This is a genomic window from Demequina sp. NBRC 110055, assembly GCF_002090135.1.
GTDB lineage: Bacteria > Actinomycetota > Actinomycetes > Actinomycetales > Demequinaceae > Demequina.
Map to the genome: position 1 here is coordinate 86,801 of NZ_BBRL01000010.1, position 19,759 is coordinate 106,559.

At 70.6% G+C, this 19,759-nt stretch carries 19 protein-coding genes; 4 read left to right on the forward strand and 15 right to left on the reverse strand.

The window, feature by feature from the left end; translation table 11 throughout:
• Positions 1 to 30: 30 nt before the first annotated feature.
• Both B7K24_RS11640 and B7K24_RS11645 read right to left on the reverse strand, forming a co-directional pair.
• On the reverse strand, positions 31 to 1,227 hold the full coding sequence (locus B7K24_RS11640; protein WP_234986694.1) for a class I SAM-dependent RNA methyltransferase: 1,197 nt from the start codon (positions 1,225 to 1,227) through the stop codon (positions 31 to 33).
• On the reverse strand, positions 1,224 to 3,119 hold the full coding sequence (locus B7K24_RS11645; RefSeq protein ID WP_144268284.1) for an APC family permease: 1,896 nt from the start codon (positions 3,117 to 3,119) through the stop codon (positions 1,224 to 1,226). Before B7K24_RS11645 ends, B7K24_RS11640 begins: the two co-directional genes overlap by 4 nt.
• 42 nt (positions 3,120 to 3,161) lie before the next feature.
• Here B7K24_RS11645 and B7K24_RS11650 point away from each other — a divergent pair, with 42 nt between their 5' ends.
• Positions 3,162 to 3,827, forward strand: coding sequence for a TrkA family potassium uptake protein (locus B7K24_RS11650; RefSeq protein ID WP_144268285.1), 666 nt, complete (start codon positions 3,162 to 3,164; stop codon positions 3,825 to 3,827).
• Positions 3,824 to 4,510, forward strand: coding sequence for a TrkA family potassium uptake protein (locus tag B7K24_RS11655; protein ID WP_084130508.1), 687 nt, complete (start codon positions 3,824 to 3,826; stop codon positions 4,508 to 4,510). The genes B7K24_RS11650 and B7K24_RS11655 overlap by 4 nt, the downstream gene beginning before the upstream one ends.
• On the opposite strand, the gene B7K24_RS11660 is transcribed toward B7K24_RS11655, so the two are convergent.
• The 6 genes from B7K24_RS11660 to B7K24_RS11685 all read right to left on the reverse strand — a co-directional run bounded on the left by B7K24_RS11660 (position 4,428) and on the right by B7K24_RS11685 (position 7,775).
• Entirely contained in the window at positions 4,428 to 5,144 is a 717-nt protein-coding gene (locus B7K24_RS11660) for a DUF3159 domain-containing protein (RefSeq protein WP_084130509.1), read from the reverse strand. The genes B7K24_RS11655 and B7K24_RS11660 overlap by 83 nt on opposite strands.
• Complete coding sequence (locus B7K24_RS11665; protein ID WP_084130510.1) at positions 5,141 to 5,419, reverse strand: OB-fold nucleic acid binding domain-containing protein; 279 nt, start codon at positions 5,417 to 5,419, stop codon at positions 5,141 to 5,143. The genes B7K24_RS11660 and B7K24_RS11665 overlap by 4 nt, the downstream gene beginning before the upstream one ends.
• Entirely contained in the window at positions 5,416 to 6,084 is a 669-nt protein-coding gene (locus B7K24_RS11670; protein ID WP_084130511.1) for a DUF3710 domain-containing protein, read from the reverse strand. The genes B7K24_RS11665 and B7K24_RS11670 overlap by 4 nt, the downstream gene beginning before the upstream one ends.
• Complete coding sequence (gene dut, locus B7K24_RS11675; RefSeq protein WP_084130512.1) at positions 6,077 to 6,526, reverse strand: dUTP diphosphatase; 450 nt, start codon at positions 6,524 to 6,526, stop codon at positions 6,077 to 6,079. The genes B7K24_RS11670 and dut overlap by 8 nt, the downstream gene beginning before the upstream one ends.
• A 13-nt stretch (positions 6,527 to 6,539) precedes the next feature.
• A complete protein-coding gene (locus B7K24_RS11680) occupies positions 6,540 to 6,839 on the reverse strand; it encodes a DUF4193 domain-containing protein (RefSeq protein ID WP_084101273.1) in 300 nt (99 codons plus the stop codon).
• Positions 6,840 to 6,950: 111 nt separating this feature from the next.
• Positions 6,951 to 7,775, reverse strand: a complete 825-nt coding sequence (locus tag B7K24_RS11685) for an inositol monophosphatase family protein (RefSeq protein ID WP_084130513.1) — start codon at positions 7,773 to 7,775, stop codon at positions 6,951 to 6,953.
• 101 nt (positions 7,776 to 7,876) lie between these two features.
• On the opposite strand from B7K24_RS11685, the gene sepH reads away from it, so the two are divergent.
• Positions 7,877 to 8,914, forward strand: coding sequence for a septation protein SepH (sepH, locus tag B7K24_RS11690; RefSeq protein WP_084130514.1), 1,038 nt, complete (start codon positions 7,877 to 7,879; stop codon positions 8,912 to 8,914).
• Between the two features lie 9 nt (positions 8,915 to 8,923).
• On the opposite strand, the gene B7K24_RS11695 is transcribed toward sepH, so the two are convergent.
• Genes B7K24_RS11695 through B7K24_RS11705 form a run of 3 tightly spaced genes read right to left on the reverse strand, consistent with a single transcriptional unit; the run spans position 8,924 to position 11,240 of the window.
• Positions 8,924 to 9,508 (reverse strand): alpha/beta hydrolase, encoded by a 585-nt coding sequence (locus B7K24_RS11695; protein WP_084130515.1) that lies wholly within the window; start codon positions 9,506 to 9,508, stop codon positions 8,924 to 8,926.
• Positions 9,505 to 10,677 carry an alkaline phosphatase family protein gene (locus B7K24_RS11700; RefSeq protein ID WP_084130516.1) on the reverse strand — a complete coding sequence of 391 codons (1,173 nt, stop codon included), beginning with the start codon at positions 10,675 to 10,677 and terminating at the stop codon, positions 9,505 to 9,507. The genes B7K24_RS11695 and B7K24_RS11700 overlap by 4 nt, the downstream gene beginning before the upstream one ends.
• Positions 10,674 to 11,240, reverse strand: coding sequence for a DUF5998 family protein (locus tag B7K24_RS11705; RefSeq protein ID WP_234986695.1), 567 nt, complete (start codon positions 11,238 to 11,240; stop codon positions 10,674 to 10,676). Before B7K24_RS11705 ends, B7K24_RS11700 begins: the two co-directional genes overlap by 4 nt.
• A 121-nt stretch (positions 11,241 to 11,361) precedes the next feature.
• Here B7K24_RS11705 and B7K24_RS11710 point away from each other — a divergent pair, with 121 nt between their 5' ends.
• Entirely contained in the window at positions 11,362 to 13,818 is a 2,457-nt protein-coding gene (locus B7K24_RS11710; RefSeq protein ID WP_084130518.1) for a DNA topoisomerase (ATP-hydrolyzing) subunit A, read from the forward strand.
• Between the two features lie 87 nt (positions 13,819 to 13,905).
• On the opposite strand, the gene B7K24_RS11715 is transcribed toward B7K24_RS11710, so the two are convergent.
• The 4 genes from B7K24_RS11715 to B7K24_RS11730 form a co-directional block, all read right to left on the reverse strand.
• Positions 13,906 to 16,575: a phosphoenolpyruvate carboxylase gene (locus B7K24_RS11715; RefSeq protein WP_144268287.1), complete on the reverse strand. Its 2,670-nt coding sequence runs from the start codon at positions 16,573 to 16,575 to the stop codon at positions 13,906 to 13,908.
• Positions 16,576 to 16,683: 108 nt separating this feature from the next.
• Complete coding sequence (locus tag B7K24_RS11720) at positions 16,684 to 18,000, reverse strand: threonine/serine exporter ThrE family protein (RefSeq protein WP_159449239.1); 1,317 nt, start codon at positions 17,998 to 18,000, stop codon at positions 16,684 to 16,686.
• 90 nt (positions 18,001 to 18,090) lie between these two features.
• On the reverse strand, positions 18,091 to 18,777 hold the full coding sequence (locus B7K24_RS11725) for a class F sortase (protein WP_084130520.1): 687 nt from the start codon (positions 18,775 to 18,777) through the stop codon (positions 18,091 to 18,093).
• Positions 18,778 to 18,855: 78 nt separating this feature from the next.
• Positions 18,856 to 19,617 (reverse strand): hypothetical protein, encoded by a 762-nt coding sequence (locus B7K24_RS11730; protein WP_084130521.1) that lies wholly within the window; start codon positions 19,615 to 19,617, stop codon positions 18,856 to 18,858.
• Positions 19,618 to 19,759: the final 142 nt, after the last annotated feature.

Genomic DNA, 19,759 nt, shown 5'->3' on the forward strand with positions numbered 1-19,759 from the left:
CACGACGGACATCCCCGACCCTTGAGCCGGTCAACGGGAGGTAAAGGTCGCCACCGTTTCGACGTGATGCGTCATGGGGAACAGGTCGAATGCCTGGGCATCGACGAGGTCGTAGCCGCGCTCGGCCAAGAGTGCCGTGTCTCGCGCGAGCGCCACAGGGTCACACGCGACATAGACGATGCGCGGTGTTCCGGTCGCGACCAGCGCGTCGAGGGTGCGCCGCCCCGCCCCCGAACGCGGCGGGTCGATCACGGCGGCGTCGGGACGGCCGATGCCGGACTCGAGCGTGCGACGCACGTCGCCTTGGACGATGCTCGCCTGCGGGTAGGCGTGCAGGTTGCGCCGGGCCGAGCGCGAGGCGCCTCGGTCCGTCTCGACCGACGTGACGGCACGACCGGTCGCGGCCAGGGGCAGGCTGAAGAGACCCGCACCGGCGTAGAGATCCGCCACCGATGCGGCGTCGCCGACGCGAGCGAGGACCTCGCCCACGAGCGTCGCGGGCGCGCCGCGGTGGACCTGCCAGAAGCCGTCGGCGTCGACCTTGAAGTCGTAGGTGTGACCCGCGACCGTCACCGATTCGCGCAAGGTGCGAGGCGCGTGCGGACGGGTGTCCTTCTTGCCAGCCTTCCAGGGCGTGCCGTCGACGACGATGCGAACGGTGCCGTCCGTCCCCTGGGCCACGCTCACCCGCGCGCCGGCGGGGAATCGGTGGCTCAAGAGCGCGTGCTCCACGTCCGGGACGGCCAGCGGCATCGCCGTCAGCGCGTGGAGGGTGTCGCCCCGGTGAGCGTGCATCGCGGCCTTGCCCTCGGCATCGGCCGAAGCGCTCACGCGGGTCCGATAGTGCAGGCCGCCGGCCTCGTCGTCGCCGTCCAGTGCGCGGACCGCGCCCTCGAAGGGGCGCCCGGCGAAGCGTTTGAAGGACTCGCGCAACACGGCGAGTTTCCACTCGCGTTGGGCCGCGAGGGCGACGTGGCCGAGCTCCGCACCGCCGATGCCGCCCGGTCCCGCCTCGGGCCACGGCGAGTCCACGCGGTCGTCGGACGCCTCGAGGATCTCGACGGCATCGGCGCGCCACAGCTTGGCGTCGGCACCCGATTCCGTCAGGCGTGCACGCACCCGCTCGCCGGGCAAGGCGTGACGCACAAAGACCACGCGGCCCTCGTGCCTGGCCACGCAGTGGCCGCCGTGCGCGGGCGCGCCGACGGTGAGGTCAAGAGTGGTCACGGCAGCTGCTCCCCTGGCTCCGGCGGCTCTTCCACCGCGACCGCCTCGCGCGCGGACTCGAGGTGCCACGGCACCGCGGCGACGACCACGCCCTTCTTTCCCAGCAGCTGCTGGCGCAGACGCGTGGTCGCGCGGTTGTGAAGGAAGCGCTCCCACCAGCGGCCCACGATGTACTCGGGAACGTAGACGACGACGACCTCGCGGGGGTTGGCGCGGTGCAGGCCCTGGATGTGGTCGAGCACGGGGGCGACGAGGTCCCGGTAGGGCGAGTCGAGAATCACGAGCGGCACGCCCGAGTCGATCTTGCCCCACATGTGCTGGAGCTCCTGGGTGCCCTCGCGCTCGGTCTGCACGGCCACGGCCTCGAGCGACGAGTGCCGCGCCGCCTTCGCATACGCGAGGGCGCGGATGGCCGGGCGGTGCAGTTGGTTGACCAGGACGACGCCATGGGTGGCACTCGGCAGCGCCACGTCCAGGTCGGAGCGCTGCAGCCGCACATCGGCCCGCACCGCCGCATAGTGCTTGTTCACCGAGTGCATCAGCACGATGAGGATGGCGATGAGCGCGATCGCGATCCACGCGCCGTTGACGAAGTTGAAGACGGCCACGACGATCCACACGAGCGCGGCGACGCCGGCCGCCACGGCGTGGAGCACGCGCCGGCCCTGCAGGCGCAGGCGCTCGTTGGGGTCCGTCGCGAGCCCCAGCTTGGCGCCAGTCCAGCGCACCATCGCGACCTGGCTCATCACGATCGCGGCGAACACGCCCACCACGTACATGTGGATGAGGGTCTCGACCTCGGCGCCCGCCAGCACCACGCCGACGGCGGAGAACCCGGCAATGATGAGGATGCCGCCGCGCAGCACCAGGCGGTCGTTGCGCTGGGAGAGCTGGCGCGGCAGATAGGCGTCGCGCGCGAGGATGGCGCCCAGGGACGAGAAGCGCCGGAAGACGGACATCACCGCGACGTAGAGGATGCCGCCCGCGAACAGGGCCATGATCCACACGGCGATGGGGTTGCCGAAGACCTCCTGCGCGACCTGTAGCAGGATGGGCCCCTTGGACCAGCCCGTGATCCGGTACAGCCACGACAGGATCGCGACGACCAGGAACGCGAGGGCCGAGGCGATCACCGCCAGCAGGAGCGTGCGGCCCGCCCGCTTCGCGCGCGGCTGCTCATGGTTGGGGGCCGACGAGGCGAGGTGCTCGATCCCGGTCACCATGACAGCGCCCGAGGCGATGGCGCCGGCGTACGCAAACCAGATCGACCACGTCTCGGGGGCGTTGGGGGCGATGGGTGCGCCGACGGTGTGCTGGCGCGCGAGGCCCAAGGCGAGCATGGCCGCGATGACGACGAGGAAGCCGAACCAGACGGCGAGCAGCACTCGCGCGCGCTCACGCACCACGCGGAGGGCGACGATGGTGATGAGCCCCACCAAGACGACACCCAGCAGCGAGTCGTACGGCTGGAGTTCGGGGATCATGAACGCGATCAACTGCGTGATCGCCGCCACGGACACGGCAACCGTGAACAGATAGTCGACCAGCACGGCCGCGCCGGTGACCACACCCGCGCCCCGTCCGAGGACGTCACGCACCAGCCCGTAGTCGCCCAGGTCGTCCGGGCGGGCCCTGATGTTCGAGCGGTACGCGAAGGCGAGCAAGAGCATGATCGCGACGACGCCGACCGCCATGAAGGGAATCGCGCCTTGCTGGCTGCCGCGACGCAAGGCATCCACGACCGCATCGGGCGCATACGCAACAGCGGACAGGATGCCGGCACCAAACACGGGAAGCGCCAGGCGCGAACGCAGCGTCACCGGCACCGCGGCATCGGTCGCGACGGGCGCCCCGAACACGAGGCGCCGCAGACGATCCCCAACTCCTGTCACGTCGCACCATCCTAGGGGCGGGTGGGTATAGCGTGGGTTCCCGTGCACATCGTCATCATGGGCTGCGGGCGCACCGGCGCGGCGTTGGCCGGCCAGTTCGAGTCGCGAGGCCACTCCGTGGCAGTGATCGACCGCGTCGGCGACGCGTTCCGTCGACTACCCGCCGATTTCCAGGGCCAGCGCATCACGGGCATCGGCTTCGACCGCGAGACCCTGGTCTCCGCCGGCGTCGAGGATGCCTACGGATTCGCGGCCGTGTCCTCCGGCGACAACTCGAACATCCTGGCCGCGCGCGTGGTACGCGAAACCTATGGGGTGGACAACGTCGTGGCGCGCATCGCGGACCCCGGGCGCGCGGAGGTCTACCGCCGCCTGGGCATCCCGACCGTGGCTCCCGTGCCGTGGACCAGCGCGCAGATCGTGTCCCGACTGCTGCCCGGTGGCTCGGACGAGGGCTACACCGACGAGACGGCCGGGGTGTCCGTGCGCCGGCTGTCGCTCCACGACGGCTGGGTGGGCACCACGGTCGACGCGCTCCAGTCCGCGCTACACGCCCGCGTGGCCTACCTGGTGCGCTTCGGCAAGGCCGTGCTACCCGAGCCCAGCACGGTGGTGCAGGTGGACGACGAGGTGTGGTTCGCCATCCCCGAGTCCGAACGGAACTTTGTCGAACGTACGGTGTCGCGCGGACCGGGAGGACAGTCGTGAGGGTACTCATCGCCGGCGCGGGTTCCGTGGGCCGGTCCATCGCGCGCGACCTGCTCGAGCACGGCCACGAGGTGCTCCTCATGGACGCCTCCCCTGCCGCCATGCGTGTCGCGCAAGTGGCCGAGGCCGAGTGGATGCTCGCCGACGCCTGTGAGATGGCCGCGCTGCGCGAGGCCGGCACCGAGACCATGGACGTCGTGGTCGCCGCGACCGGCGACGACAAGGCGAACCTCGTGGTGTCGTTCCTCGCCAAAACCGAGTTCGGCGTGCCTCGTACCGTGGCTCGCGTCAACAATCCTCGCAACGAGTGGATGTATGACGCTCAGTGGGGCGTGGACGTCGCCGTGTCGACCCCGCGGATCATGACGGCCATGGTCGAAGAAGCCGTCGCCGTGGGCGACCTCGTCAAGGTCTTCACGTTCCACCAGTCGGGCGCCTCGATCATGGAGGTGACGCTGCCCGCGGACTCCCCCGTCGTGGGCGCGACCGTGCGCTCCATCGAGTGGCCGCAGGAGATCGTGCTGTCGTGCATCGTGCGCGGCGACCGGACCATCGCCCCCAGCCCCGCGGACACGCTCGAGGCCTACGACGAGCTGCTGTTTATTGTGTCGGCTGAGGCGGATCCGGAGTCTCTGACGCCGGTCTTGCGCTCTGCACCACGAGCCACACCGCCCACAGAGTAAGCGCGAACAGCGGCACACCCATCACCAAGCGGGCCGTGCCGAGCGCGGCCACCTGGTCGGCGAAGTACAGCGGCGCCTGGACCGCCAGGCGCAGCGCAAACATGGCGGCCAAGAGGGCGGTGGCGATCTGCATCGCCTTCATCTCACGGGGGACCTGACGCCATCCGGTGCCCTCGCCTCGCAGCAGCCCCGCGACGATGCCGACCACGGGCCAGCGCACCACCATCGAGATGATGAGTCCCACCAGGTAGGCGGCATTCAGCAGCAATCCGCCGGCGAAGTAGTCGCTCGGCTCCCCGGTGCGCCACGCCCAGATGGCGCCGATGCCGACGCCGACCGCGCCCGACAGAGCCTGCTGGATCGACGAGCGTTGGATCAGCCGGACGATGACCAACACGACCATGGTGGCCACGGCCGCGATGACGGGCACGCGCATGGTGCCGTCGATCAGGTAGGCGGCGACGAACACCACGCCCGGTGCGGCGGCCTCGGCGAAACCGCGCCAGCCGCCCACCGCATCGGCCAGGGAGAAGTCCTCGGCGTCGAGCACCTTGCCAAGGCCGCCGGTCGGGGCCGTGCGGGCGGGGGTGTCCTCGGGCCGCGCGGGCTCGTGGGGTGCGCCGTCGTCGCTCATGCGAGCCAGTACTGGGGGTTGTAGATGCGCGGCGTCGCCTCGGCGTCCGAGACGCGCCCGCTGACGGTGATCTGGGCGCCGGCCTCGATCCCGGGGATCGCGCGCCGGCCCATGAACACGGCGTCGATGCGGCCGCTGCCGTCGTCGAGTCTCGCGGTCAGTTTGGGTGCCGCGTCGTGCGGCTCCACCTGCAGCGACGCGATGCGCCCGGCGACGGTGACGACCTCTCGGGCCGCCGCGTCGGCGATCCGCTGATGGGCGGGGGCGACGCTCACTGGCCGCCTTCCGTATCGCCGCCTCGCGGCGACGCTTGGCCCGGTGCGCCCGGCGTGGGCGCGCCAGCAGGCGGGGTCAGCATCAGCACCGAGCCGGGGACCGCGGCTCCCTCGCCGCGCGCCACCGCACAGCGGGAAATGAGCGCGTCGACGCGGGCCCTGGTGGATTCCTGGTGGACGCTGGGGCCGATGCTGGTGACCTTCAGTAGCCACCTGTCACCGTCCACGCCCTGCACGCGCATGGGGATGGCGATGACGGCGCCGTCGGGACGCTTGTGGGGGCGCAGGACGGCGAGCTCCGGGCCGTAGCGTCCCTCGTCGACCGAGACCTGCGAGCCCTGGGCGCGAAGCTGCTCGGCCATGCGTGGGCGCAGGTCCGTCCACCGGCTGGCACCGCGCGGGGCGGCGATCACCTGGAGCTGTACCTGGACGTCGCCGGAGCGCACCGACACGGCACCGCACTGACGGGTCTTCGCGTCGAACTCGGGACGCATCTGCAGGCCGTCGATGGCGCCGATGCGCAGGGCACCGAAGTTGACGAAGCGGGCCTCGGCGGGGGCATCGGCCAAGGACCAGGGCCCGTCGAGGACGTCCAGGTCCGCGAGCGGGTCGGCCAAGGGTGTTGGCGTCGAGTCGGGCGTGGCGTCGGGCGTCGGCTCAGACATCCCGCACTCCCGTCGATCCGAAGCCACCTTCGCCGCGGTGAGAGCCCGGGAGCTTCTCTACCTGCACAAACGCGGCCTTCTCGACGCGCTGGATCACCAGTTGCGCGATCCTGTCGCCGGCCTTCAACGACACCGGCTCGGTCGCATCGGTATTCAGCAGTGTCACCTGGATCTCGCCGCGGTAGCCCGCGTCGACCGTGCCAGGTGCGTTGACCACGGTGATGCCGTGGCGTGCGGCGAGGCCCGAGCGCGGGTGCACAAACGCGGCGTAGCCGTCGGGCAACGCAATCGCGAGGCCCGTGGGGACGGTGGCTCGCTCGCCGGGGCCCAAATCCACGTCGACTCGCGTGATGATGTCGGCACCCGCATCGCCTGGATGCGAGTACCGCGGGAGCGGGACGTCGGGGCCGGTCGTGGTGACCAGTACGTCGAGCGAAGCCATCGTCAACGGCCGCTTAGGCCGCGCACTCCGAGCAGATCGGCTGGTCGCCACGCATCTCAGCCAGCTGGCTGCGGTGGTGGACCAGGAAGCACGACATGCACGTGAATTCATCCTGCTGAGCAGGAAGGACGCGCACGGAGAGCTCCTCACCGGAAAGGTCGGCGCCGGGCAGCTCGAAGCCTTCGGCCGCCTCCGTCTCGTCCTCGTCAACCACGCCGGACGACTTGTCGTTGCGGCGGGCCTTCAGCTCCTCGATCGAGTCGGCCGAGATCTCGTCATCGGTCTTGCGGGGAGCGTCGTAATCAGTTGCCATCAGGCAGTTCTTCCCTTCGAGTGTGCAACATGCGTGTACACAATGCTGCGCGGGGGCGTTTTGTTCCCTCGGGCGCAGGCATTGTGCCCCAAAAACGCAGCGAGCGCGACCCTAGGCGCGCGAGTCGGCGGCCAGCGCACGCGCCCCGGCCTCCATGAGAGCGTCGTGGAGCGTGGGCCACAGGTCGGGATGGGCGGCAATGACGAGCCCCTCGTCGGCCGGCGCGCCGTCCACACCCGCGACGGTGAGGCCCGCTTCCTGGGCGATCAGTGTGCCCGCCGCGATGTCCCACGCCTTGAGTCCGTGCTCGTAATACGCGTCCACGGTGCCGGCGGCCACGTGACACAGGTCGATGGCGCCCGCGCCCTGGCGACGGATGTCTCGCACCCGCGGCAGCATGGCGGCGACGATGTCGCCTTGGCGGGCGCGACGCTCGGCCACGTACTGAAAGCCGGTGGCGAGCAGCGTCCCGTCGAGCGTCGTGGCCTGACGGCGGCCGATGCGTGCGTCGCCTCGGAAGGCGCCCTCACCCCTTGCTGCGGACCACAACTCGCCGGTCGCGTCGGCAATCGCGGCCGCTTCGAGTCGCCACTCGTGGGTGGTGGGATTTCCGCTCACCGCCGCGACGGACACGCCGTAATACGGGATGCCATACAGGTAGTTGACGGTGCCGTCGATGGGGTCCAGCACCCAGGTGATGCCCGTGTCGCTCGCGACATCGTCCCCCTCCTCCCCCAAGATTCCGTCGCCGGGACGCCACTGGGCGATCCGTTCCCGCAGCAGGTCCTCGGAGGCGAGATCCATCTGGGTGACGATGTCGACATCAGAGGATTTGGTGGCGGCCACCTGGGCCTGTGCCCGGCCGTCACGAATGAGCGTGCCGGCCTGTTCGGCGAGGTCGCGCGCGACGTCCATGAGGTCACGGGGAGAGGTCATGCCAGCCATCCTGCCGCACGCGCGTGGGCCCGGCCGCGGCGATTGCCGCCACGCGCGTGGCGCGAGCGGCATTTGTCCCGCCCGCGTGGCACCCTGATCGCATGACGCGACTTTCCTTCGTGCGACCGGGAGACGACGGCGAGCACCTCGTGCTCGCCACGGAGTCCGGCGAGCAGTTCGAGCTTGAGCTCACCGACGAGCTGCGCCGAGCGGTGGCGACTGTGCGCCCGCGGCGTGCCGAGGATGAGGCTCCGGAGGGCCCCGCCCCGATGAGCCCCAAGCAGATTCAGCAGCGCATTCGCGGCGGCCTCAACGCCGCCGAGCTCGCGGAGTTGACGGGACAGCCCTACGCCCTGCTCGAGCGCTACGAGGGCCCGGTGCTCGCCGAGCGTTCCTACATCGCCGATCTCGCGCGCGGCACGCGCATTGGGCGCGAAAGCGACTCCCCCGTGCTCGGTGACCTTGTCACGGACCGTCTCGCGGGTCGCGGTGTGGACCCCGAGGGCGTGGCGTGGGATGCATGGCGCGAGGTCGACGAGCCGTGGATGGTCGCCGCCGACTACCGCGTCGATGGCCGCAATGTGCGCGCCCAGTGGTCTTTTGATCACTCGGCGCGCGCCGTGACCGCCCTCGACGACGAGTCCCGCTGGCTGACCGAAACCGAGCTGCTCGACGTGCCGATCCCCAAGCGCCACCTGAGTGCCGTCAAGGAGGTCAAGGACGACGCCGCGCCGCTGGATCAGGTGCGTCCCGCGATGCCCGCGCCGCTCGAGACCGAGCCGAACCAGACCGAGCTCCTGCTTGAGGACCTGGACACGCGCCGCGGTACCCGCGATTCGGTCGAACCCGAGGACCTCGACGACCACGACGACGACGGCGGTTTCGAGGGCTTCGGACCCGCGGTGCAGCGTCAGCGCCAGGCCGATGTGGGCTTCTCGTCACCCCCGGCGGGATCGATGGGGCACCCGGCCGGCTCGGCTCGCCGCGGCGCCGGGGCATCCTCCGGACAGTCCGCTCCGAGCGCGACAAGTGCGCCCGAGGCGTCGGAGTCTCCTGCCCCCGAGCGCAAGTCCACCAAGCGTGGCCGTTCGTCGGTGCCCAGTTGGGACGAGATCGTCTTCGGCGCGAAGAACGACTGAGACGGCGCGCTAGTCAGCGGCGGGAGTCGCAAGCTCCTCGAGGAGCGCACGGCCCGCCGCCCACGTGCCCAAGCCTGAGCGGTCGTTGAGGTGCCCGAAGGCGCCCGCGACCACGAGCGCGGCGCCCACCTGGTCCGCGTACCAGCGCGCGTGATCGACGGATCCGTACGGGTCGTCGATGCTCGCGACGGCGATCGCCGGCACATCCACGCGCGGCATCGCGTCGCGATGGAAGGCCCGGATCGCGGCGGGAGCATCGGGGCGGCCGGGATCGGGCGGTGCCACGAGGAGCGCACCGTGCACACGGCCGGGGTGCGCGGCAAGCCACCATGCGGCGGCGTAGGTGCCCAGCGAGTGCGCGACGAGGCGCACCGGTGCGCCCGCGGAGGCCTCGCCCGCCGCCACGGCGGCCTCGACCGCAGCGATCCAGTCATCGACCTCGGGGGAGTCCCAACTCGTGGGCGCCGTGCGGACGGCCCGCGGGTGGGCCTCCTGCCACAGCGTCTGCCAATGGGCAGGGCCTGAGTCGCCCAGGCCGGGGACGATGACCAGTGATGCCTGAGCCGTCGCGGGGCCCCAGGTGACCGCGCTCATGCGCCGCCCTCCGCGACGAACAGCGGCACCTGGAGCTCCTCGGGTGTGAGGGAGCCGTGAACGCCGAGAAGTTCGAGCGAGGCCGGGGATTGGGTGCGGGAGTCCACGACTGTTGCCCGGCCAGCCATGGCCACCACGAGATCTCCCACGCGCTCGTCGACGTGCGGGTCCATCGCGCCAAACAACCCCGCCGCGCGCGCCTCGTCACGGGTGGCGACCACCGCCGCCTCACCCAGGTGCTCCGACCACCGGGCCGCCACGGCATCGGCCTCACCGGCATCGCTGAGGTGGACGTGGAGAGCGCGTGGCTCCCCCGCCACCATCGCCACCCCGGCGCCGAGGACCCGGTCCGTGGCGACGTCCCAGCGAGGCGCGCCGGCCACGTTGACCATCCCGTGGTCGGCCGTGGCCACCATCGCCGTGCCGCGTGGCAGTGACTGGGCAAGCCGGCGCAGTCCTCGCTCGGCCTCCTCGAGTTCGGCGAGCCACGCGTCGGAGCCCCAACCGTGGTGGTGGCCGGCCTTGTCGATCTCCGCCCAGTACAGGTACGTCACGCCGGGGCGCTTCGCGGCGCGTAGTGCGGCCTCGACGCGTGCATCGATGCCCTCGGCCCCCACGAAGGTGCCGCCGCGCAGCGCGGCGAGCGTCAACCCGGAGCCCGCGAACCGTTGCTTGCCGATGGCCGTCACATGAATGCCCGCCGCCGCGCCGGCCTCGAGCAGGCTGGGATACGGCTGCCACTCGTGGGCGTCGTAGGCACCGTGCCACGACACGAGATTGGCGAGCCCTCCGGTGCGCGGGTTGCGCACGGTGTAGCCCAGCATCCCGGTCTGGCCCGCCGGGCGACCCGTGCCGAGCAGGGCGAGGGACGATGCCGTGGTGGAGGGATAGCCCGAGGTCAGGGCCTTGCGCGAGATCGAGCGGAGGAACGGCGTATGCCCCTGCCACGGCGCGAACTGGAGCTTCCCGAGCCCATCGAGGAGGACCACGACGACGTGGCGGTAGTTGCCCACGCCCAACCGCGCCTGGTCGGCCTTCGCGTCCCTGCCGGCGACGGCATCGGCCGCCCCCACGCTCGCCAACGCACCGGACAGGACGGCGCCGAGGTCACGGCGCCCGTAGTCGGGCAGCCCAAGGCCCGCCGCGGCGAGACGGGCGGCGAGGCTCACCCGCGCCGGCCGAGCGCGCGCTGTAGCGCGTCGGCGAAGTCCTCGAGCGCGCGGACCGTCTCCTCGCCGTCCGCAATCGCGCTGGCACGCACCAGCGTGTCGTCACCCGTGATGCCGCCGGTGTACCCGTGGTCGGCGTCGCAGTTCTCGTCGCCGCACGACGCGGGCTCGAGCTCCACACGCGAGTGCACGCCCCAGCCGACCGCCAACACCAACTCGCTGGGAGCGTCGCCGTCGGCAAAGTGCTCCGGGTGATGGACCACGTGGGTCATGGCGGTGTGTGTGACGGCGGTCAGCATGGCCGTCTCGATGGTGGCCGACGCCTCGTGCGCGCCCTCGGCGGAGTGTCCCGCGCCGTCGTCGATGTGCATGCGCAGCAGCCGCGAGTCCGTGAGGACCAACACCGTCATGTGGCGGCGCACCTCGCGGTCGTCAAACGTGGTCTCGGCGTGCACGAAGTGCGCCTGCACCGTCTCGTCGCCAATCGCCCGGCGAAGGACGGAGGTGGCGAGGGCCGGGTAGTACCCGGCGACGGCGACGGCCTGGTCGAGCGTGTGAGACATGGGGGCCATTGTTCCACCTTGGGCGCGGGTGTGGCCACCGGCCCGCGTGCCCTGTGCTCCGGCGTCGGTGGGGTGCGAGACAATATCCGGCAGTCACAGCCCCCGTGAGATCAGGAGACCCATGGCCATCGCGCCCGAGAGCCAGATTGTCGACATCGACGTCAGCTCTGAGATGGAGACCTCGTTCCTCGAGTACGCGTACTCGGTGATCTATTCGCGCGCCCTCCCGGATGCGCGCGACGGGCTGAAGCCCGTGCAGCGGCGCATCATCTACGCGATGGGCGACATGGGCCTGCGCCCCGACCGAGGGCACGTGAAGTCGTCGCGCGTGGTCGGCGAGGTGATGGGTAAGTACCACCCGCACGGTGACAGCGCCATCTACGACGCCCTGGTGAGGATGGCCCAGTCCTTCTCGCTGCGCCTTCCGCTGGTCGACGGCCACGGCAACTTCGGCTCGCTCGACGACGGTCCCGCCGCGGCGCGTTACACCGAGGCGCGCCTGGCGAAGGCGTCGATGGCGATGATCGCCGACCTCGACGAGAACGTCGTGGACCGCGTCCCCAACTACGACAACAAGCTCACCCAACCCGAGGTGTTGCCCGCCGCGCTGCCCAACCTGCTGGTCAATGGCGCCTCCGGCATCGCCGTCGGCATGGCGACCAACATGGCGCCCCACAATCTCATTGAGGTGATTTCCGCCGCGCGTCACCTGCTCGACAACCCCTCCGCGGGGCTCGACGAGCTGATGCGTTTTGTGCCCGGGCCTGACCTTCCGGGTGGCGGCAAGATCGTGGGCCTCGACGGCGTCCGTGAGGCCTACGAGACGGGCCGCGGAAAGTTCATCACGCGCGCCACCACGCGCATCGAGAAGGTCACCGCACGCCGCCAGGGCATCGTCGTCACCGAGCTGCCCTACCTGGTGGGCCCCGAGCGCGTGATCGAGAAGATCAAGGACGCCGTCTCCGCGAAGAAGTTGCAGGGGGTGACCGCCGTCACCGACCTCACGGACCGCCACCACGGCCTGCGCCTCGTCATCGAGATCAAGAACGGCTTCAACCCCGATGCCGTGCTGGAGCGCCTGTACAAGCTCACGCCGCTCGAGGAGTCCTTCTCCATGAACAACGTGGCGCTCGTCGAGGGCCAGCCGCGCACCATGGGCCTCAAGGAGATGCTGCAGGTGTGGGTGGGTCACCGCCTGGACGTCACCAGGCGCCGTTCGGAGCACCGGCTGGGAGCGCGGCGCGACCGCCTGCACCTCGTCGATGGCCTGCTCATCGCGATCCTCGACATCGACGATGTCATCCAGATCATTCGTTCCTCCGAAGACACCGCCGAGGCCCGCGAACGCCTCATGACGGCCTTCGACCTGTCAGAGATCCAGGCCGAATACATCCTCGAGCTGCGCCTGCGCCGCCTCACCAAGTTCTCGCGGCTCGAGCTCGAAAACGAGAAGGCCCAGCTGCTCGCCGAGATCGCGGAGCTGGAAGAGATCCTCGCGTCCGACCGCGCCCTGCGGGCCGTCGTGGGCGCCGAGATGGACGCCGCCGCGGCCGAGCACGGCACGCCGCGACGCACGATCTTGCTGGCCGAGGCCGGAGCGGTCACGTCCGCGGCTGCGGCTCCGGGAGCGGCGGGTGCGGGCGCAGGACGTGCTGGCCGCGCCGCCGCCCCGTCCCTCGAGATCGAGGACACCCCATGCTACGCGCTGCTGTCGACCACCGGCCTGGTGGCGCGCACCACGGATGATGAGGCTCCCGCACGGGAGGGTCGCCGCAGCGCCCACGACGTGCTGCGTTCCGTGCTGCACACCAGCACCCGCGCGGACATCGGCGTCGTCACCTCCGCCGGACGCATCCTGCGCCTGTCCATGATGGAGCTGTCCGCGATCGCGCCCACCAGCGAGCCGCCGTCGCTTGGCGGCGGCTCTCCCCTGTCCGAGCACCTGATGCTCGACAAGGGCGAGGAACCGCTCGCCCTCGTGTCCCTCGACTCCGACGTGCCGCTGGCTCTCGGTACGGCCGATGGGATCGTCAAGCGTGTCAAGCCGGAGCCGGCCCCCAACAAGGACGCCTGGGAGGTCATTTCCCTCAAGGACGGCGACCGCGTGGTGGGCGCCGCCTCTGCGCCCGACAGCGCCGAGGTGGTGTTCGTGTCCGACCAGGCGGCGCTGCTGCGCTTCGCGGCCGACAAGGTACGCGCACAGGGCCGCACCGGCGGCGGTGTGGCGGGCATCAACCTCGACGCGGGCGTCAAGGTGATCTTCTTCGGCGTCGTGCGCCACGCGCACGACGCCGTGGTGGTGACCGTCTCCGGCTCCTCGACGGCGCTACCGGGCACCGTCCCCGGTTCGGCCAAGGTCACGCCGTTCAGCGAGTACCCGGCCAAGGGACGCGCCACGGGCGGCGTGCGCGCGCACCGCTTCCTCAAGGGCGAGGACTCGCTCCAGATCGCCTGGGTGGGCGCCGCCCCCGCACGCGCCACGTCGGGCGCGGGCCAGGAGGTCGCGCTGCCCGAGGAGCACGGACGCCGTGACGGCTCCGGAAGCGCGCTCGCGACGCCGGTGCTCGGCCTCGGCTAGGCGCACCACCGCAGCACCACGCACGAGGGCCCGCCACCTGGTTTCCCAGGTAGCGGGCCCTGATGCGGTGACGCGCCGGGCGCACGCTCACCCGGTGTTCTGAACTCCGGCGGATACTCCGTTGACGGTCAGCAGCAGCACCTTGCGGACGGCGTCCACCGTCGCATCGTCGTCGAGCCCACCGCGGAGCGCCCCGAGCGCGCGCACCTGAATGAGCGACAACGCATCGACGTACGGCGCACGCAGCTGCACGGCGCGGCCGAGTACGCGGCGCTTGGCCAGCGGGCGGTCCGAGCCCGTGACGTTGAGCACCCACTCGCGTGTGAGTGCCATCTCGTCGAGCACCATCTGCGCGAGGTCGTCGCGGTCTCCCAGCGCCAGGTAGCGGCGAGCGAGCAACTCGTCGGTCTTCGCTAGCGACATCTCGATATTGTCAAGCAGCGTGGTGAACAGGGGCCATTCGGCATACGCGCGGCGCAGCTCGGCGAGGTCGCCGTACTCGGCCAACGCGGTGCCCAGGCCGTACCACCCAGCAAGGTTGATACGTGCCTGGCTCCACGAGAACACCCACGGGATCGCACGCAGGTCGTCGAGCGAGTTGACCGACAGGCCACGCTTGGCGGGGCGGGATCCGATGGGCAGCAGGCCCAACTCCTCGAGGGGAGTGACCTGAGCGAACCACTGCGGGAAGCCCTCGGCCTTAACGAGCTCGTGGAAGCGGTGGCGCGACGTCTCGTCCAGGCGCGAGGCGAGCTCGGTGAACGCCGCCGTGGCCTCGGTGTTGCGCTTCTCCACGCTCGGCGAGGCCTGCAGCAGCGTGGCTGCCGCGACCTCCTCGATGTGGCGCTCGGCGATGGTGGGATCCCCGTAGCGGGCGAGGATGACCTCGCCCTGCTCGGTGAGCTTGAAGCGGCCATCCACCGAGCCGGCGGGCTGCGCCATCACCGCGCGGTTGGCGGGGCCGCCGCCACGGCCCAGCGCGCCGCCGCGGCCGTGGAACAGCGTCAGGACAATGTCGTGGCGCTCGGCCCACTCCGCGATGCGCTGCTGCGCGGAGTGCAGCGCGAGCGTCGCGGAGACGGGGCCCACATCCTTGGACGAGTCCGAATAGCCCAGCATGACCTCGACCCTGCGGCCGTTCTCCTGCAGGCGCTTCTGGACGATGGGGTTGTCAAGGATCGCCTCGAGGATGTCGACCGAATTCTCGAGGTCATCGAAGGTCTCGAACAGCGGAATGGCGTCGATGACGGGGGCGTCGCCGTCGCCGAAGGCGTGCGCAGCGAGCTCGTAGACCGCGGCCAGGTGCTCGGGCGCCTGGGTAAAGGACACGATGTAGCGGCGCGCGGCACGGATGCCGTAGCGCTGCTGGACGGCGCCGATGGCGCGGAACGTGTCGAGGACCTCGCGGGTGCGCGGCTCCAGGTCGCCGTGAACGCCGTTGGCGGCGATGTCGGCCAATGCGGCCTCGTGGACCTGCGAGTGCTGGCGCACCTCAAGCTCGGCCAGGTGGAAGCCGAAGGTCTTTACCTGCCAGATCAGCTGCTGAAGCTGGCCGTAGGCGGCCCGGCTCGCGCCGGCGGCCACGAGCGACTCCTGCACCACGATGAGGTCGTCGACGAGCGCCTCGGGGTGCGCGTACTGGAGATCGGCGTTACGCGCCAGCGTCGCGGCCACGCGGGAGGCGACGAACAACATGGCGGCCCGGTGCGGCTCGTGGGGCGACTCGTTGTCCGCCTCGGCGCTGAGCGCGCCGTCCAGCTGGGACTGCCGCTGACGCAGGGCCAGCAGCGCGTCGGACGCGGGCGTCGTCGAGTCGTCGAGGGTGAGCGTGCGTGCCACCGTGAGCGAAGACTTCTGCAGCGCCGTCAGCGCGTGCTCGGCTGCCAGCGCCGCGGCGGAGCGAGTGATCTCGGACGTCACGTTCGGGTTGCCGTCGCGGTCGCCGCCGATCCAGGACCCGAGGGACACGAACGGGCGAGCGAGCGGCTCGGTGCGGCCCGCATCCTCGCCCAACAGATAGTCGTCGAGGCGGCGGTACACGCGCGGGAAGGTGTCGAACATGGTCGACTCCACCACCGCGAGCGCCGAGCGCACCTCGTCGAGCACCGTGGGTTTCTGGGCGCGGATGAGCGACGTGCGCCACAGCCCGTCGATCTCGGCGAGCAGGGCGCGCTCGTTCTCGGCGCCCGTGGTGCCACCCACATCGTCGCTGTCGCGGCCGTCGAGCAGTGCGGAGATGCGGCGGATCGCGCCGGACACGGCACGGCGACGAGCCTCGGTGGGGTGTGCGGTGAGGACGGGGCGGAACTCCATCGCCTGAACGCGTCGCAACGCCTCGTCGCGGCCCACCTCATCGGCCAACTGCGCGAACGCCGCCGACAGTGTGTCATCCTCGGTCAGTGCGGATGCGCGGCGCTGGCGCACCACGCGCACGCGGTGATGCTCCTCGGCAAGGTTCGCGAGGTGGAAGTAGCACGTAAACGCGCGCGCCACCTGCTCGGCCCGCTCGAGCGAGAAGCTAGCGACAAGCGCCTCCGCCTCCTCGAGTGCGGCGTGGCCGTCCTCGCCCGCCAGATCGTGGGCACGGATGGTCAGTTCGCGCAGCTTCTCGACGTCGGCGAGGAGTTCCTCACCCCCGGACTCCTGAAGCACGCGGCCCAGGAGGCCGCCGAGGAGCCGGACGTCATCGCGAAGCGGATCGGGAACGTCGTGGCGCGCATGAGTGCGCTCTGCCGGGGTCAACGAGTTCTCAGTCACAAGGGCGAGACTAGCGCCACCCACCCCGGGTTTTACAATTTCGTGGGTAGACCTTGGTCTCTACCAGGCCCGTGGCGGGGGGCATCCGGGCGTGCCTTCGCATGCGAGCTACGCGCCGAAGGCCCACTCGCGGTCCGTGACCAACTTGGCGCCCACCAGCCCCACCATGATCGACAGCATCACCAGGCTCACCTCAAGGATGCCCGCCGTGGCCGCCGCGTAGTCTCCCGAGTTCAGATTCACCAAGGCCTCGTGGGCCGGGACCCCGGGGATCATGACGAGCACCGCCGGCACCGACAGGGTGATGACGGGGAACCTCCCCCCGCGCGCCATCCAGGCGGCGAGGCAGCCCACCAGCAGGCATGCGAGGGCGGTAGCGATCTGAGTCTCTGCTCCCCCGTCGATCGCCCACAGTCGCCCCGTGTTGGCCAGGGCGCCAATCAGCGCGGCCGTCACCGCAAGGCGCCACGGGCTGTTGAACATCAGCGCGAAACCCAGCACACCGAAGAATGACGGAATGGCCCACAGTGCTACAGAGACCGCGAGCGAACCGTGCTCCACCGAGCGCGGCGCGGTCTCGAGGACCGTCAGTTGCGACACGGCCCACACGCTCACCCCGGCAGCAAGCACGATCATGGTCCCGTAAGCGATGCGTTGGATGCCGGACTGGAGGTCGTTCTTTGCCATGTCCAGCGCGCCCGTGACGAGCGCGAAGCCCGGCAACAGGAACAACACGGACGAGATGTAGCCCGCGGCGTGCAGCGTGACGCCGGCACCATCCCCGGCGATCGCTCCTGCCAGCGCCACTCCGGCGGCGTACGGTCCGGTGGCGACGGCGGCGGCGACCATGGTCACCCCGAAGCCGTTGAAGCGGCGGTGCGCGAGCAGGCGCCGGGTGGTCTGGCCCAGCAGCGCGGCAAGGAAGACGACCAGCACCTCCCACGGCACGGCGCCGTTGAGGACGGCGAAGGCCGCACACGCGACGCCAGCGACGGCGCCGTTGACGATGCCGGGATACAGGGCTCCCCTGCCCTCGATCTCGTCGAGCGCGCGGTGCACCTCCGCCGGCGTGGTGCGCTCGGGAAGGGTGCGCCGCAGGCGGTCGAGGTGCGCGAGTCTGTCGACGTTGACTGCAAACGAGCGGTTCTCCGTGACCTCGGTACGGAAGATGCGTCCGCGGTGCGACGTCGCCGAGATCTCTGTGAGGGAGACGTGGTTGGTGTGAGAATGCACGCCGAGCGCACCAGAGACCGCGGCCATCGCCTGCTTAACGCGGTAGCTGGCGGTGCCGGACGCGAGCATCATGCGGCCGACCCGCAGGGTGACGCGCGACTGTTCAATGAGCGTGACGGGCTCGAAGGACTCCTCGATCTCATCGACCGAGCGCACCTGGGTCTCCTCGACGGGCTCTCGCTCCTGGCTCACGCCAGCCATTGTGGCAGGCGCCGCGCGCGGGTCCCAGGGTTGAAGTCCCAGGGGGCACGACGTGCGGGCGTGCGGGATGCTTCGCGTCGGTCAGGCGGCGTCGACCATGCGAGCAAAGACGATGACGTTGTCGACAAAGTGCCCGGTCGCGCGGTCGAAATCTCCGCCGCACGTGATCAAGCGTAGTTCGGGCTGATCCGTGTTCGCGTAGACGGCCACCGTCGGAAAGTCGTCCTTGGGGTGCTGCTCCACGCGCGAGACCTCGAAGGTCACGTCCTGCCCCTCGTCACTGACGACGGTGATCTGATCGCCGCGGGCGATGTCACCGAGCCGGAAGAACACGGAGGGGTCGCCTCTCCAGGACACATGTCCCGCGATCACCGCAGGACCGACTGCACCCGGTCGCGGACCTCCCGAGAACCACCCGGCCAGGTCGGTGTCGACGGGAGTCGCCAAGGCCCCGTCCTCCTGCAGCCCCAACTGCTCGAGCGACGTGTCGACGCCAATCGCGGGCACAAGGAGGCGAGCCGGCACTCCGGGGACGGCCTCGACGCCCGGAACGTCTGGCGTGGGCGAGGGCCCCTCTGGCGCCCTCGTGACCTCCACTGAAGGCACGGTGTCGGGTGAGGCCGACGCGTCCGCGCGCGCCTCAGGCGTGGTCTCGTCGGCGCTGACCGGAGGCGGCACGTCGACGCGCCACGCGTCGACAGCCACCCAGCCGAGGGAGGCTGCGATAGCGAGCACGGCAGTGCCCGTGAGGAGTCGGAGGGGAGTCATCGTGACCTCTCTGTCGGTGACGGCGGTCCGGGGGCCGTGGTGGGGCGAGACGCTCCCGCCCCACCACGGCACGCGTTCTTAGCGCTGTGCGCGGCGTCGGCCGCTGATCAGCACGCCAGCGCCGACGGCTCCCGCCAGGATGGCGGCGCCACCGGCGGCGATGGCCGTGGTGGTGTCTGCCGCGGCGTCACCGGTCTGCACACCGCCGATGGGGGCCGCAGACTGCGACTCGCCGAACGCGCCACAGGTCGCCGGGATCGTTGCCTCGAGCGGCAGCGAGTCGTCCAGGGACGACACGGCGTCACCGTCGTACTCGCCCGATCCGTCGAGGTCGATGCCGTGCTGGACAAGGTGGAGGTTGCTCAACGAGTCCGCGACCTCCTGCGACACCTCGAACGTGCGGCTGTACTCGAGGTTGCCGTCGGCATCCGCGACGGGGAAACGGTCGACGGCGAGCGCCGAGTCGCCCGACGTATCGCCCTCGGTGGTCAAGGCGACCATGACACCGCCGTACATCACGGCAGCCTCCGCGGTGTTGAGCATGCCGTCGCCGTCCTCGTCGAGCTCCTCAACGTCCGCCGGCGTCGGGCACGTAAAGTCGGCGTCACTCGCGCCGTGCAGGTGCTGCGCGTGCGGGGCATTGGGGGCAAAACCCGTGCCCGAGATTTCGACGCGCACCGTGGTGCCGTCGACCGTCACCATGGCGGTGGACTCGGCGCCCGAATCGTTGATCTCGTCCAGGGTCGCGTTGTAGCCGTCCGCGGCGGCGGCGCCCGTGGCGCCGAGGCCCATCATCGTGGCGGCACCCGCCGCCACCAGGGTGGATCGAAGAATACGCATGTCGTGCTCCTTCCGTTGCGACCAGGCACTCTGCCTGCTCTTCACGGAAAGCCCGCGCCAACGTCCCTGTCGACGGAGCCGCAAGGTCTCTCCACCAAGTCCTTCGGCGGCATCTGGGAGGCGGATGGGTGAGCCCGCCAAT